At 44.1% G+C, this 13,979-nt stretch carries 14 protein-coding genes and 6 tRNA genes; 16 read left to right on the top strand and 4 right to left on the bottom strand.

The genetic code is table 11. The annotated features are described in order from the left end of the window. Positions 1 to 44: 44 nt before the first annotated feature. Positions 45 to 1,322, bottom strand: a complete 1,278-nt coding sequence (gene glyA / locus ABJF92_RS06190) for a serine hydroxymethyltransferase (RefSeq protein WP_446814937.1) — start codon at positions 1,320 to 1,322, stop codon at positions 45 to 47. 355 nt (positions 1,323 to 1,677) lie between these two features. Between glyA and gcvT the strand changes: the two genes are divergently transcribed. The 4 genes from gcvT (at position 1,678) to ABJF92_RS06170 (ending at position 5,294) form a co-directional block, all read left to right on the top strand. Then, a complete protein-coding gene (gene gcvT / locus ABJF92_RS06185) occupies positions 1,678 to 2,778 on the top strand; it encodes a glycine cleavage system aminomethyltransferase GcvT (protein WP_446814936.1) in 1,101 nt (366 codons plus the stop codon). Positions 2,779 to 2,883: 105 nt separating this feature from the next. After that, positions 2,884 to 3,420: an elongation factor P hydroxylase gene (locus tag ABJF92_RS06180; RefSeq protein ID WP_446814935.1), complete on the top strand. Its 537-nt coding sequence runs from the start codon at positions 2,884 to 2,886 to the stop codon at positions 3,418 to 3,420. Further along, positions 3,401 to 4,561, top strand: a complete 1,161-nt coding sequence (locus tag ABJF92_RS06175; protein ID WP_446814934.1) for a 4-phosphoerythronate dehydrogenase — start codon at positions 3,401 to 3,403, stop codon at positions 4,559 to 4,561. The genes ABJF92_RS06180 and ABJF92_RS06175 overlap by 20 nt, the downstream gene beginning before the upstream one ends. Before the next feature lie 10 nt (positions 4,562 to 4,571). Beyond that, entirely contained in the window at positions 4,572 to 5,294 is a 723-nt protein-coding gene (locus ABJF92_RS06170; RefSeq protein WP_446814933.1) for a flagellar brake domain-containing protein, read from the top strand. 52 nt (positions 5,295 to 5,346) lie between these two features. Here the strand turns inward: ABJF92_RS06170 and htpX are convergent, their stop codons facing one another. The 3 genes from htpX to ABJF92_RS06155 all read right to left on the bottom strand — a co-directional run bounded on the left by htpX (position 5,347) and on the right by ABJF92_RS06155 (position 8,257). After that, positions 5,347 to 6,225, bottom strand: a complete 879-nt coding sequence (gene htpX / locus ABJF92_RS06165) for a protease HtpX (protein WP_446814932.1) — start codon at positions 6,223 to 6,225, stop codon at positions 5,347 to 5,349. A 77-nt stretch (positions 6,226 to 6,302) separates the two neighbouring features. Next, positions 6,303 to 7,520: a pyridoxal phosphate-dependent aminotransferase gene (locus ABJF92_RS06160; RefSeq protein WP_446814931.1), complete on the bottom strand. Its 1,218-nt coding sequence runs from the start codon at positions 7,518 to 7,520 to the stop codon at positions 6,303 to 6,305. Positions 7,521 to 7,684: 164 nt separating this feature from the next. Further along, the gene (locus ABJF92_RS06155; protein WP_446814930.1) at positions 7,685 to 8,257 is read right to left on the bottom strand and encodes a YajG family lipoprotein; all 573 of its coding nucleotides are present in this window, start codon (positions 8,255 to 8,257) and stop codon (positions 7,685 to 7,687) included. Positions 8,258 to 8,387: 130 nt separating this feature from the next. On the opposite strand from ABJF92_RS06155, the gene ABJF92_RS06150 reads away from it, so the two are divergent. The 12 genes from ABJF92_RS06150 to ABJF92_RS06095 all read left to right on the top strand — a co-directional run. Beyond that, positions 8,388 to 8,463, top strand: a tRNA-Glu gene (locus ABJF92_RS06150). 58 nt (positions 8,464 to 8,521) lie between these two features. Beyond that, a tRNA-Gly gene (locus ABJF92_RS06145) sits at positions 8,522 to 8,596 on the top strand. Positions 8,597 to 8,642: 46 nt separating this feature from the next. Continuing rightward, a tRNA-Glu gene (locus tag ABJF92_RS06140) sits at positions 8,643 to 8,718 on the top strand. A gap of 87 nt (positions 8,719 to 8,805) precedes the next feature. After that, positions 8,806 to 8,880 (top strand) — tRNA-Gly (locus tag ABJF92_RS06135). Positions 8,881 to 8,926: 46 nt separating this feature from the next. Next, positions 8,927 to 9,002 (top strand) — tRNA-Glu (locus ABJF92_RS06130). A gap of 48 nt (positions 9,003 to 9,050) precedes the next feature. After that, positions 9,051 to 9,126: transfer RNA gene (locus tag ABJF92_RS06125), tRNA-Glu, on the top strand. Between the two features lie 227 nt (positions 9,127 to 9,353). Then, positions 9,354 to 10,166: an aminodeoxychorismate lyase gene (gene pabC / locus ABJF92_RS06120; protein WP_446814929.1), complete on the top strand. Its 813-nt coding sequence runs from the start codon at positions 9,354 to 9,356 to the stop codon at positions 10,164 to 10,166. Between the two features lies 1 nt (position 10,167). Then, positions 10,168 to 11,196, top strand: coding sequence for an endolytic transglycosylase MltG (mltG, locus tag ABJF92_RS06115; protein ID WP_446814928.1), 1,029 nt, complete (start codon positions 10,168 to 10,170; stop codon positions 11,194 to 11,196). Positions 11,197 to 11,206: 10 nt separating this feature from the next. After that, complete coding sequence (gene tmk / locus ABJF92_RS06110) at positions 11,207 to 11,848, top strand: dTMP kinase (protein ID WP_446814927.1); 642 nt, start codon at positions 11,207 to 11,209, stop codon at positions 11,846 to 11,848. Further along, positions 11,849 to 12,787, top strand: a complete 939-nt coding sequence (gene holB, locus ABJF92_RS06105; RefSeq protein ID WP_446814926.1) for a DNA polymerase III subunit delta' — start codon at positions 11,849 to 11,851, stop codon at positions 12,785 to 12,787. 7 nt (positions 12,788 to 12,794) lie between these two features. Beyond that, complete coding sequence (locus tag ABJF92_RS06100; protein WP_446814925.1) at positions 12,795 to 13,595, top strand: TatD family hydrolase; 801 nt, start codon at positions 12,795 to 12,797, stop codon at positions 13,593 to 13,595. 176 nt (positions 13,596 to 13,771) lie between these two features. Beyond that, on the top strand, positions 13,772 to 13,979 hold a 208-nt coding region (locus tag ABJF92_RS06095; protein ID WP_446814924.1), incomplete at its 3' end, for a hypothetical protein.

The raw sequence follows: 13,979 nt of genomic DNA, 5'->3' as shown, positions 1-13,979 counted from the left end.
ATCCTTCTGTTTAAAAGCCCGAGATAAATCTCGGGCATGAGGTATTAACGATAAAGTGGGAAGCGTTTGCAAAGCTCATTAACTTGGTTCAGTACGCGAGCTTCAACTTCAGGGTTACCCTCTGGACTTTCAACCAAACCATCCAATACATCACTGATTAGGTGACCCACTAAACGGAACTCTTCTTCACCGAAACCGCGAGACGTTGCAGCAGGCGTACCAATACGGATGCCAGAAGTGATCATTGGCTTTTCTGTGTCAAACGGAATGCCGTTTTTATTACAAGTGATGCCAGCACGTTCAAGGGCTTTATCAGCAACATTGCCTTTCAAGCCTTTTGGACGAAGGTCAACCAACATTAGGTGGTTGTCTGTGCCGCCGGTTACAACGTCACAACCGCGTTCTATCATAACTTCAGCCAGTACTTTGGCATTGGCAACAACTTGATTAATGTAAGTTGTGAATTCAGGTTTAAGCGCTTCACCAAAGGCAACGGCTTTACCTGCGATCACGTGCATCAAAGGACCACCTTGGTAGCCTGGGAATACAGCAGAGTTTATTTTCTTACCTAGATCAAGGTCGTTAGTAAGGATCATACCACCACGAGGGCCACGCAATGTTTTGTGAGTCGTTGTGGTTACAATGTGAGCATGCGGAAGTGGAGAGGGGTGAGCACCTGTTGCAACAAGACCCGCAATGTGAGCCATATCAACAAACAAGTAAGCGCCAACCTTATCGGCAATTTCACGGAAGCGTTTGAAATCGATAACGCGTGGGATAGCTGAGCCACCCGCAATGATCATTTTTGGTTTGCATTCTAAAGCTTGAGCTTCGATCGCATCGTAATCGATCAATAATGTGTCAGGGTTAACTTGATATTGAACCGCATTAAACCATTTGCCAGATTGGGCTGGTGGCGCACCGTGAGTCAAGTGACCACCGGCGTCCAAAGACATGCCGAGAATGGTATCACCTGGTTGTAACAGTGCTAGCATTACTGCGCCGTTTGCCTGAGCGCCTGAGTGAGGCTGTACATTGGCAAATTCACAGTTAAAGAGTTTTTTAGCACGATCAATGGCCAATTGTTCAGTTTGGTCAACGGCTTCACAACCACCGTAGTAACGACGGTTAGGGTAGCCTTCTGCATATTTGTTTGTTAGAACTGAGCCTTGAGCTTCTAAAACCGCTTTAGAGGTAATGTTTTCTGATGCGATTAGTTCGATACCAACTTCTTGACGCTCTTGTTCTTCAACAATAGTGGCAAATAGTTCAGGATCACGCTCAACCAGAGTTTGGCTGAAAAAGGCTTCGGTGTTGGCCATGGAATAATTCCTCTTGAATAAACATGGATGTCTAATAGGACAATGAGTCATGCGTATAATAACACTTAGAGCACCTAATAAAATGAAAAAAGATCAATTTAATAGGTCCTAAAATCATTGTGCACCTGCTAACTTTTGATAATCATAGCCAAAAAGTTTCCAATTGGAAACACGAAAGCGAAAAACTTTTAAAACTTTCCTAATTTAATTTGACCAAGTGTTTAATAAAATAAATAGGGCGTTATATCTGCTAGGAAAGCAAATTATTTAGGCCTGTTACTTGTCAATGCTAGGTGGTTTTCGCTACTCTGTTTCTTATTGGAAACAAGAAAGACAATTTGCTTGAGGTGAAAACATGAAACGTACAGCTTTTTATGAGCAACATATTGCGGCAAATGCACGAATGGTTGAATTTGCTGCTTATGAAATGCCAGTTCAATATCCCCTTGGTGTTAAGAAAGAGCATCTATGGGTGCGTGAGCAAGTTGGTCTGTTTGACGTCTCTCATATGGGACAAGTCATTATTAAGGGGGCGACCGTTAAAAACGCCTTAGAAACCATTTTGCCTGTCGATGTACAAGGCTTGGCGCTCAATACCCAGCGCTATGGACTCTTTACCACAGCAGAAGGCGGTATTAGTGATGATTTGATGTTTGCCAACTGGGGTGATGATATCTTCATGGTGGTGAATGCTGCTTGTAAGGAGCAGGACATTGCTTATATGCAAGCAAACTTGACGGATTGTGAGGTTATTCCTGTTGAGGATAGAGCCCTGCTAGCCATTCAAGGACCTAAGGCGCGTGAAGTGTTTGCCCGTTTGATTCCTGAAGTGGCATCAATGACCTTTATGCAAAGCCTTAAGTTCACATGGCAAGATGTTGAACTGTGGGTAAGTTGTTCAGGTTACACAGGGGAAGATGGTTATGAAGTTTCTGTTCCTAATAACATGGCGCAAGCCTTTGCTGAGCAATTACTGGCATATGAAGAAGTTGAGTGGATTGGTTTGGGTGCCCGTGACTCGTTGCGTCTAGAGGCTGGCCTTTGCTTGTATGGTCATGACATAGATTTAACCACTAGCCCAGTTGAGGCGTCATTAAATTGGGCGATTCAGAAAGTTCGCCGATTAGATGGTGAGCGTGCAGGAGGCTTCCCGGGCGCAGAAAAAATTCTTGCGCAATTTGGTGAGCCCACTAGCAAAAAGCGCGTTGGTTTCTTAGTTGATGGCAAGGCGCCTGTGCGTGAAGGGGTAGAGATCTTCAATGAACAGGGCGATTGCAAAGGGAAAGTGACCAGTGGTGGTTTCTCACCAAGCTTATCTCAGCCAATTGTTATGGCCTATGTTGATAGTCAATCTTTGACATCTGAAGAGCCTTTGTTCGCTCAGGTTCGTGGTAAGAGTATTCCGTTAACTAAGGCTGCTATGCCATTTGTACCGGCGAGATACTTTAGAGGCTAATTTTAAAAAGTCAAACCCATTACAAGTGCGCCATGACGGAGTCTCTGTCATGGCGCACTTTTGTTTGATGTGGCATAATGCGTTTCTTTTTTTGAGTGATTGTCGATGCACTGTGAACAGCTGATAGCCGCATTTGACGACTGTTTTCTTGAGACTTTTAATACTCGATTAGTTGGTGGGGCCGAAGAGCCTCTATACCTACCTAGTACAAAAACCTTACCTGCACGTGTTTTTTTTCGCTCTGATTATGTGTCCAGTGCTCTGCATGAAATTAGTCATTGGTGCATTGCCGGCGCAAAGAGGCGTGACCAAGAGGATTATGGTTATTGGTATGAAACTGATACGAGAGATGAAGCGAGTCAATTAGAATTTGAGAAGGTAGAGGTTAAGCCTCAGGCGTTGGAGTGTATTCTGCACTGGAGTTTAGGGCTTAATTTCCGAGTAAGCGTAGATAACTTGGCGTTAGTGGATCACGATGATCGCCATTTTGCGTTAGCCGTTAATCAGCAAATAGCAGATTACCTTGAATCTGGTTTGCCGCCTCGAGGCGAAATTTTTGCCAAATATTTATTGGCTTTGCGCTCTGTAGAGCTGAATTTTCACGATTTTATTAAGCAGCAGTATGAAAATAATTGCAGATGAAAACATGCCAAATGCCAAGGCTTTGTTTTCGCATCTAGGGGATGTTTGTTTAGTTGACGGTCGTCAACTCACAAAAGACCAGTTACAAGACGCCGAAGTGCTTTTAGTGCGATCGGTTACTAAAGTAACGCCCGTACTACTGGAAGGCACCCAAATCAAGTTTGTGGGCAGCGCCACTATTGGTGTAGATCACATCGATCAAACGTATTTGCAACAACAGGGCATTCAATTTGCTAGTGCTCCTGGGTGTAATGCTGAAGCAGTAGCAGATTATGTTTTCAGCGCCTTGAGTTCTTTGTATTTTACTAAATCACTGAACTGGTGCTCAAAGCGCATCGGTATTATTGGTTTTGGTAATGTAGGTCAAATTGTTTGTCAGCGCTTTGTTTCTTTAGGCTTAGACGTAGTTGTGCACGACCCTTTCAAAGCTAACCAAACAATACAGGGCGTTAATTTCGTGGGTCTTGAAGAAGTAATGCAGTCGGATATTCTTTGTCTTCATGCGCCTTTAACAACAGGCTCAGATTTTCCTACCAAAGGAATGATTGATGCGCCTTTATTGGCTCAGTTACCCGAGAATGCCACCATTATATCTGCGGGAAGAGGTGGCATCATTGATGAGGCGGCTTTAATACAAGCTTTTCATGCTCGTGGTGGTGCATTCAATCTGGTGTTAGATGTGTGGAGCAATGAGCCGGAAATTAACAGGGAATTGTTTGCTCTGGTGGATATCGCGACTCCTCATATTGCAGGGTATAGCAAACAAGGGCGGGAAAAGGGTACTTGGATGGTCTTTCAGGCCTTGTGTGAGTTTTTAAGGGTATCTGTTCCTAGTGGATTAGCTGAGACCGCGATTAGTGCTGGTTGGGTTCAATCTATAAATATATTTAATCTTGGTGATAAAGAAGAAATGATTGCTAGGGCAATTCATGGTATTTATAACCTAGCTCGTGATGATGCCGCAATGCGTTATCAATATAGAATGCAAAAGCACCCTAGAGTGTTTGATTGGCTAAGAAAGAATTACACAGAGCGTGATGAGTTAAATTCTTGTTATGTGTCTATGGATAAGGCTGAAGAAGGAAATATCCTTAAATCAGTTGGCTTTTCAGTCGATATGACAGCAAATAATAGTAAATAAAAGGAAACTCATGGCTGGCGTAAAGCAAGTAGATCTTGGTGATTTAGACGTACCAATGGGCACAGCAGTACAGTTAGAATTTATCTCTCCTCCAGGCCGTCATATGGTGAAGGTGTTGGGTGGAATACCAGGTTCTTCTTTGATCTTGTCTTGCCCTCGAGTAAAGGGCAAAAACATTTTGGTTCGTGAGAGCCAATTGGTGAATGTGCGTTTAATGCTGGCGACTCAAGTGTGTGCTTTTTCCAGTAAAGTAGCGAAAAGCTACTTGGAGCCAGCCGCTCATTTACATATCGCTTACCCCGAATATGTGGAGACCTCAACAGTTCGTCAAACAGTTCGCGTGGAAACTTACTTGGTGGCTAACCTAGAGCCGACAAACCTAGAGGGCTCTATTGATGCCTCTGCCATTGGTATTGTGGTTGATCTAAGTATGGGGGGCGCACGCTTAATCGCTAAAGAAGATTTTGGTGTGGTTGGCCAAAAAATGGACATTGCTTTTAATTTACGAATTGGTGATTTCAATCATGTTGTAAAAGCGAATTGTGAGATTAAGTCGCAAAACATCGAAATGTTAGAGGACTTGCAGGCCTCGCTGGTGGAAAATGAATTTTTAACCAGAATGGGGGCAGACTTCTTTTATGTGTATGGGGTTAGCTTCCTTGATATCGGCAAGGAGTTGGTTATTCCTCTAACAGCGTATATTCTGGAAACACAGAAGAACAAAATTAAATAGCGATAAAGAAATGTAATAACGGCCGCTTAAAGCGGCCGTTTTTTTAGCCCGATTAAAGGGCTTGAAGTGCTCGAATACGGTCTTCAATCGGTGGGTGGCTTGAGAATAGCTCCCCAAAGGTTGGTGTTTTACCACGACGAATACCGAAAGCTAGCATGGAGTCTGGCATGCGGCTTTCTTCATGTTCTTGTTGTAAGCGTGCCAGTGCCGCAATCATCGCACCTTTGCCTGCTAGCTTGGCGCCAGCTTCGTCCGCTTTAAACTCACGCACTCGCGAGAACCACATGACAATAATAGAGGCAAGGACACCGAATAGGATCTCAAACACGAAGGTGGCGATGTAATAACCAAAACCGACTGAGCCTTCGTCATCATTGCGGCGTAAAAGCTGATCAACCGCGTAGGCGGCGATTCTCGCAAAAAACATCACAAAGGTATTCACCACCCCCTGAATCAAGGTTAGGGTGATCATGTCGCCATTAGCAACGTGACCAATTTCATGGCCAAGTACCGCTTTAATTTCGTCGGGTGAAAAGCGATCTAACATGCCGCTTGAAACAGCGACTAACGCGGCGTTTTTATTCCAGCCTGTAGCAAACGCATTGGCTTCATGGGATGGGAAGATCGCCACTTCGGGCATATCAATGCCAGCTTTGTCTGCAAGCTCTTTAACGGTATCTAACAGCCAAACTTCTTTGTGATTGCGAGGCTGTTCGATCACTACCGCACCAGAACCTCGTTTTGCCATAAATTTTGACATGAACAAAGAAATGAAGCTGCCGGTAAAACCAAACACACCACAGAAAATTAGCAATGAGGTGAAATCCAGTCCATTGCTAGACATATAGCCATTAACGCCAAGTAGGCTCAACACAATCCCTGCAACAACCATTACCGCAAGGTTTGTGAGGATAAAAAGCAAGATGCGCATAGTTTATGCTCCTAAAAATGATAGATAGAAGCATAGTAGGGCTTAGTGGGGGGAATTCAAGTGATTTTCAAGCGAAATTAACGTTTCCTTAATCGTCCCAAAAATGCATCAAATCTCTCCATGGCGGGGGCTAGCTCTTCAATGTGTGGTAGGAACACAAAGCGCACATGGTCAGGGGTTGGCCAGTTAAAGCCGGTGCCTTGTACGATCAGTACCTTTTCTTCTTGCAAGAAGCGTAGAACTAAATCCATGTCATGTTGGATTTTATAAATGGCAGGGTCCAGTCTTGGAAAAAGGTACAATGCTCCTTGAGGTTTATGACAATGAACGCCAGGAATGGCATCAAGTGCCTGCCATGCTACTTCACGCTGCTCATACAAACGTCCACCGGGTGCTGTGAGGTCGTAGATGGTTTGATAGCCGCCCAATGCCGTTTGTACGGCGTGTTGGGCTGGTACGTTTGCACATAAGCGCATGGAACTCAGAATATCGACACCATCTATATAATCGCCAATATGACTTTTATCGCCGGTTGCTATCATCCAGCCAGAACGAAAACCTGCAGTACGGTAAACTTTAGATAAGCCGCCAAAGGTAAAGCAAGGTACGCGGTCTTCGGTTAAGGTGGCCGTAGGGATGTGCTGCGCTTCGTCATACAGAATTTGATCGTAGATTTCATCTGAGAAAATCACTAGATTGTGCTCTTCAGCAATTTTCACAATGTCTTCAAGCACGGATTTTTCGTACACGGCGCCAGTTGGGTTATTAGGATTGATAATAACGATGGCTTTTGTCTTGTTGGAAATCTTAGCGCGAATGTCTTGTATGTCCGGTTGCCAGCCTGAACCTTCATCGCATAGGTAATGACGTACATACCCACCAGATAGGGTGGCTGCAGCTGTCCATAATGGATAGTCGGGTGCTGGGATCAATATTTCGTCACCGTCATTGAGTAGTGCTTGCATGGCCATGACGATTAGTTCACTAACGCCATTGCCCATCCAAACATGATTGACGTTTGCTGACTTAAGTCCCATGGCTTGGTACTTCTGCATCACTGCTTTGCGGGCAGCAAATAAGCCTTTGGATTCGCAGTAGCCTTGTGCCGTTGGTAAATTACGTATCACATCAACCAGTATTTCATCTGGGGCCTTAAAGCCGAATGGCGCTGGGTTACCAATATTGAGCTTTAAAACGCGTTGGCCTTCTTCTTCCATGCGCATAGCTTCTTTTAACACTGGTCCACGGATTTCATAACAGATATTGGCTAATTTATTAGACTTGCGAATTTCCACACCGATTCCTTCTGCATAATGTGCTGTAGTGGATTGATCTTACACTGAATAGGCTTTGGGGCAAACGTCTTAGTCATAAAGGGGGGCGAGATGAAAAAAGGCCATGGCCACACGGTAAATGCTGGCTATGACCCTTAATATGAGGTGGGGCAGTAAGCTATTAGCTAGTCTTTAAGGAGAATGATGACGTTGCTGTCATTTAGCAGTCGGGTAACCGTTTGGCTGGCTAGGTCAGTCATGTCTTCTTCGACGGTTTCTCTAAATGGCATGGTGCCGTACTCTTTGATTTTTTGAGACCCATAATTAGCTTTATAGATTTGGCCCTTGGCAGTTGTGGTAACTTTCAGTTCAAAGTCAAGTGTTGCAACAGTCTTTAGGGTTTCTACCTTAGTGGTATAGCTCATCTTTGAGATTTCGATGGCTATGGTGCTGGCTGGTAATAATCCTTGCTCTGGTGTAAAGCCTAAGGCTTTTATGCCTTCTAGCACGCTTTCTTTAACGCTTTCTTTGATGTCGTTGGCAATTAAGATGTCAGCATGCTCCTTAATGCCAGTGTCGATTGCACCAACAGTTTTGGATAGTTTCGTTGTTGTTAGAACTTCAATGACTTTGTTATTTGTATAGGTATTGGTTTTTATATCTGCTTTAGGTGAAATATCAATGTAATGCGTGGTTGAGCAACCAGCTAATAGGGCGGCAGAAAGAGTAAAAGTTAAAAGCGCAGGCTTGAATTGCATAAATGCTCCGATTCTATTGATTTTAAAAGTAACTTTTCGATTCGTTTAGACAAAATATTAAAAAAACTGTTGATTTTCAGATTAGTAACAGTAATATACGCACCCGCTCACACAGCAAGTCTGTAACGTTGTCCCATTCGTCTAGAGGCCTAGGACACCGCCCTTTCACGGCGGTAACAGGGGTTCGAACCCCCTATGGGACGCCATCTTTTCATAGAGATGGTATGTCGTCTAGTACAATTTGCTTTGTTGGTTTTAGTTTTTGCGGGAATAGCTCAGTGGTAGAGCACAACCTTGCCAAGGTTGGGGTCGCGAGTTCGAGCCTCGTTTCCCGCTCCATCTTCACTTAGGTGAAGAGTTTAAGTCTTCAGTAATGAAGCTATGTGTCCCATTCGTCTAGAGGCCTAGGACACCGCCCTTTCACGGCGGTAACAGGGGTTCGAACCCCCTATGGGACGCCACTTTATAGTTAGGCTATAAAGTAGAGAATTTGATTCGCAAGAATCGATATAACGACTGATTCTAGCGATAGGGTAGTGGTTAGCAATGCGGGAATAGCTCAGTGGTAGAGCACAACCTTGCCAAGGTTGGGGTCGCGAGTTCGAGCCTCGTTTCCCGCTCCATCTTCACTTAGGTGAAGAATTTAAGTCTTCAGTAATGAAGCTATGTGTCCCATTCGTCTAGAGGCCTAGGACACCGCCCTTTCACGGCGGTAACAGGGGTTCGAACCCCCTATGGGACGCCATCACTTTATTGTGATGCTTGTGTGAAGAAAGTATTTTAGTTTATTTGTGTCCCATTCGTCTAGAGGCCTAGGACACCGCCCTTTCACGGCGGTAACAGGGGTTCGAACCCCCTATGGGACGCCACTCATCTTTTGTGATTACATAATATTTAATAGCTTAAAGCCGAACTCCTTGTTCGGCTTTTTTGTGCCTGCTAAAAAATCAATGACCTTTAGTCTGGTTGAATACTTTGGTGAGTGCGCTCATTGAGAGGTTGCTTGGGTTTTACTGCTCAGTGGATGTGATGAGTCTATGGGATGAGGCTTGTTTTTACGTTATCATAATGACCCCATTATTTGAGTTGTTTCCTTATGACTTGGTTCGTCAATTATCAGATATCATCGACATTGCCTGTGACGGATCGAGGCCTTGCTTACGGTGATGGTGTGTTTGAAACCATTCATGCTTATGATGGTAAGCTTCAATCGCTCGATACCCATTTAACCCGTTTACACCGCGGTCTAAAGCGTTTAGCTATGCCTCTAAATCAACTTCAGTCCGATAACTTGTTTCGTTTTCTTGATGAGAGTATTACGCAACACTTACCGACAGAGTGCGTCGTTAAGGTGATCGTAACGCGAGGTGAAGGTGGTCGGGGTTATATGGCTCCAGATAATGTGCACCATAACATTATGATAGGTATCCTTCCGGCACCTAACTATCAACAACAGCAAATCGATGGTGTGAAATTGGACCTTTCTCCAGTGCAGGTTAATTCAAATCCTTTACTGGCGGGTATTAAGCACCTTAATCGCCTAGAAAATGTTATTGCTAAACAACATCTATCTAATGATGCTTTTGAAGCGCTCATGCTCGATGTACAGGGTAATATTATTGAGTGCATTCAAAGTAATATCTTTTGGTTTAAAAACGGTCAACTTTGCACACCTCAGCTTAACCAAGCGGGGGTATGTGGCACGTATCGACAAAAAGTCATTGAGCAGCAAACTCGATATCCACTTCTTATAGCCAAATTTTCATTAGCGGATATTCAACAGGCGGACGAAATATTTATTACCAATAGTTTGATGGGTATTGTGCCTGTGACCATATTTGGTGATCGTCACTTTGCAATCGGTCAACGAACACGAACATTGCAATCACTTATGCAGTTTAAGGATTAAAATGACATTACTTAAATGGTGCCTAAGGGCCATTTTATTATGCGCCACCCTAGCTGCCATCGGCAGTGCTTGGCTTTATAACCAAATAACATCACCACTGCCCATTTCAGAGCAACAGACCTTTGAAGTAAAAGCAGGTGACACTTCCTTTCAACTGGCCAATAGTCTGTATCAGCAAGGTTTAATAGATACACCTTGGTTGCTTAGAGTCGCTGCTAAGCTTCAACCTGAGTGGGTTCCAAAAGTCGGCAAGTATGCCTTGCAGCACCCTATGAACCTGCTTGATGTCATGGCGCTGCTGGACTCTGGCAAAGCTATCTTCCATTCAGTTACCTTGTTGGAAGGGCATACTACGAAAGAGTTTATCAAAGCACTGGCGGCGACGGGTAAGATTGAAATGACTCTAGAGGGCTTATCGAATGCAGAAATAGCTGAACAGCTGGCTTTGTCTGCCAAACATGCCGAAGGTATGTTTTTTGCCAATACTTATCGTTATCACGAAGGGGATACCGATGTTCAAATCCTAACCCGTGCTAACAAGTTATTAGAGAAACACCTAGAAGATAACTGGCAGAATAAAGCCAAAGGTTTGCCTTATAAATCGGCTTATGAAGCCCTGATAATGGCCTCCATAGTGGAAAAAGAAACGGCAGCCCCTGATGAACGACCATTAATCTCTCGAGTCTTTATTAGTCGCTTAGAAAAAAACATGCGCCTGCAAACAGACCCAACGGTTATTTATGGTCTAGGAGATAGCTTTAATGGCAATTTAACCCGTAAAAGTTTGCGGGATACATCCCCTTATAATACTTACCGTCACTTCGGCTTACCTCCCACGCCGATTGCCAATGTCGGTAAAGAAGCCATTGAGGCGGCGTTACATCCAGGTGTCACCAAAGCCTTATATTTCGTTGCCAAAGGTGATGGTACTCATGCTTTCTCAAACAGTTTAAAAGAGCACAATGCAGCCGTGAAAGCTTATCAGTTTAAACGTCGCACTGACTATCGCTCAACACCAAAAGCCGAGTAGGGATCCGTTGATGAACAAAGGTAAATTTATATCTCTTGAAGGTGGTGAGGGTAGCGGTAAATCGTCTGCTATTGCTTGTATTGAACGTTGGTTACAAGAGCAGGGTATTGCTTACCTGATGACACGTGAACCTGGCGGTACACCTCTAGCAGAAGAAATTCGTAATCTTGTGCTAAAACCAAGAGAGGAGACGGTCAGCGATATGGCCGAGCTCTTGATGATGTATGCGGCGAGAGCGCAGCATCTTAACGAAAAAATCCTCCCGGCTCTGCAGCAAGGTCTATGGGTGATCAGTGATCGTTTTATTGATTCATCCTATGTGTATCAAGGTATCGCCCGTGGTGGCCAGATGAGTACTCTAGATCAACTTACCCAATGGGTGGTAGGTGACCATCAACCTGACTCAACCTTATTATTGGATGTCAGTGTTGAAGTGGGAATGCAGCGTGTGGGACTAAGGCAAGAGACAGATAGATTGGATCAAGAGTCTATGGGGTTCCATGAGAAGGTTAGGCAGGGCTTTTTAGATCGGGCAAAGGCTGAACCAGAACGGATTAAAGTCATTAATGCCGAACTTGCTATGGGGCAGGTGCATGAACAAATAGTTGAGCAGCTTTACCAACTAAACCAAGCTTGGGTTCAAGGGGACTAAATGCAAGATATCGCCAGCTGGCTGTTGCCGCCTCTTGAAAGAGTGCAGACGTTAAAGCAATCTAATGGCTTGTCTCATGCTTTGCTTATCAGTGGTGCGCAAGGGGTCGGGCAAGAAGTATTGGCCGAGCAAATAGTCAAAAGCTTAATGTGTGAAAGCCAAGAATTGGCCCCTTGCAATCGATGCCATTCTTGTCAGTTGATGCAGGCTGAAACCCATCCGGATTACCGTATTTTAGATGGTGAAGGTGGCGCAATTAAAATTGATCAAATCCGTAACCTAGTCAGCAAAATTAGTCAGAAGCCTCAAGTTGGGGAAAATAAAGTAGTGCTGATACGTCATGCTCAGGCCATGAACATAAATGCCGCCAATGCTGTGCTAAAAGCTTTGGAAGAGCCGGCTGAGCGAACCTATTTTGTATTGACGAGTTCTCAGTCTACGAGTCTTCTACCCACTATCCGTAGTCGATGCTTACTACTTAACGTGCCAACGCCAAGCAATGAAATGGTCGCCAACTGGCTCAACCAACAAGAGCAGGGAGAAGCACTAAAAGCCTTATTCTGGTTAACAACACAGCCGTATCGTCTTTTGGCTTTGAGGGATGATGGTAAATTAGACTTCTATGCAGAATTGCCTCAAAAGCTTTGCCAGTTTTTGCAATCGACAATGAGTGTTGAGCAAATTCTTAAAGGATTAGATAACACTAATATTGGCCATTACTGTGATGCTTTAGCAGCGATACTTCACCAGTGCATTTGCCATTCAACAGGGGCAGAGCTTAGCCCGTCTCTTAATCAGGTCTATGAGATTCTAATGAATCGATGTGGTATCCGTAAAATAATGCAACGTTATCAAGCTCTGCAAAATTTGAAGCAAGACCTTCAAAAAACCAATTTGAACCCCATTATGCAATTAACCTTAGAATTGAATCAGTGGTAACCCTTATATGTTAATCGATACCCATTGCCATCTGGATAAACTGGATTTATCCCCTTATGACAATAATCTACACGGTGCATTAGATGCCGCTTACCATCAGGGCGTTAGACAATTACTATCCATTGCTGTCAATCTTGAAGACATGCCTAAGCTACAAGCATTTACAGAGCGTGAAGGGGTTTATGCAAGCTGTGGGGTGCACCCTTTGCACACCGAAGGATTGTTATCGGATGGGGCTGCGTTAAAGCAATTTGCTCAAAATGAAAAAATTATTGCTATTGGAGAAACCGGTTTAGATTATTTCTATGAAACCAACGAAGGGGTTCAGGCCGCGCAACGTGAAAGTTTTAAGCAGCACTTGATTGCAGCAGGGCAGCTAGATTTACCTGTTATTGTGCATACTCGAAATGCTCAGCAAGACACCATGGACCTTATCAGGCAATATGGTAATAAAGACTCTGCAGGGGTTTTGCATTGCTTTACGGAAGATTATGAAATGGCTAAAGCCGCACTCGACCAAAACTACTTGATCTCGATTTCTGGAATCGTGACCTTTCGAACGGCTGAAGATCTAAAAGAAACGGTGAGAAAACTCCCTTTATCTTCGTTGTTAGTTGAAACTGATGCGCCGTATCTTGCTCCTGTACCATTTCGTGGCAAGAAGAATGAACCGAAATATGTGAAAGAAGTGGCTCAATACGTTGCAGATCTTAAAGGTATTCGTTACGAGGCCTTAGTTGAGGCCAGTGCAGAAAATTTCCATCGAGTATTCAAAAGGGCGCAGGCAGATTACCAGCTATCGGTGTGACGGCTATTTTTCGTTCGACAGATTGTTGTCATCTGCATGACGCTTTTTTTGTAGGCGCACAGAGATTATCAATGTTAATCTGATTGCATATACAAGATAAAACAAAAACGAAAGAGGGGCTTCTTCTTTCCCAAACCCGCTACAAAGGGTTTGTTTTGACATAAGGAATATCATTAATGACCAGTATGGTTAAAGCGCTTCCAGCTGAAAATCTTGCCGCCAAAGTTCCAGCGGACCACCTACCTTTTGACACCCTTAACGACATTACATCTCTCAGCGGTATTTTAGGACAAGAACGTGCGGTAGAAGCCATTCAGTTTGGTGTGGCTATGCAGCGACCTGGCTACAATATTTTTGCCATGGGCGATTCAGGGACCGGCCGCT

It is taken from the genome of Marinomonas sp. (genome assembly GCF_039940335.1).
Lineage (GTDB): Bacteria > Pseudomonadota > Gammaproteobacteria > Pseudomonadales > Marinomonadaceae > Marinomonas.
Note: the sequence above shows the minus strand (reverse complement) of the source record. Positions and strands in the feature narration are given on the sequence as shown.

Coding starts and splice junctions, on each gene's coding strand:
- glyA (WP_446814937.1), bottom strand. CDS start 1,322: ATGGCCAACACCGAAGCCTTTTTCAGCCAAACTCTGGTTGAGCGTGAT.
- gcvT (WP_446814936.1), top strand. CDS start 1,678: ATGAAACGTACAGCTTTTTATGAGCAACATATTGCGGCAAATGCACGA.
- ABJF92_RS06180 (WP_446814935.1), top strand. CDS start 2,884: ATGCACTGTGAACAGCTGATAGCCGCATTTGACGACTGTTTTCTTGAG.
- ABJF92_RS06175 (WP_446814934.1), top strand. CDS start 3,401: ATGAAAATAATTGCAGATGAAAACATGCCAAATGCCAAGGCTTTGTTT.
- ABJF92_RS06170 (WP_446814933.1), top strand. CDS start 4,572: ATGGCTGGCGTAAAGCAAGTAGATCTTGGTGATTTAGACGTACCAATG.
- htpX (WP_446814932.1), bottom strand. CDS start 6,225: ATGCGCATCTTGCTTTTTATCCTCACAAACCTTGCGGTAATGGTTGTT.
- ABJF92_RS06155 (WP_446814930.1), bottom strand. CDS start 8,257: ATGCAATTCAAGCCTGCGCTTTTAACTTTTACTCTTTCTGCCGCCCTA.
- pabC (WP_446814929.1), top strand. CDS start 9,354: ATGACTTGGTTCGTCAATTATCAGATATCATCGACATTGCCTGTGACG.
- mltG (WP_446814928.1), top strand. CDS start 10,168: ATGACATTACTTAAATGGTGCCTAAGGGCCATTTTATTATGCGCCACC.
- tmk (WP_446814927.1), top strand. CDS start 11,207: ATGAACAAAGGTAAATTTATATCTCTTGAAGGTGGTGAGGGTAGCGGT.
- holB (WP_446814926.1), top strand. CDS start 11,849: ATGCAAGATATCGCCAGCTGGCTGTTGCCGCCTCTTGAAAGAGTGCAG.
- ABJF92_RS06100 (WP_446814925.1), top strand. CDS start 12,795: ATGTTAATCGATACCCATTGCCATCTGGATAAACTGGATTTATCCCCT.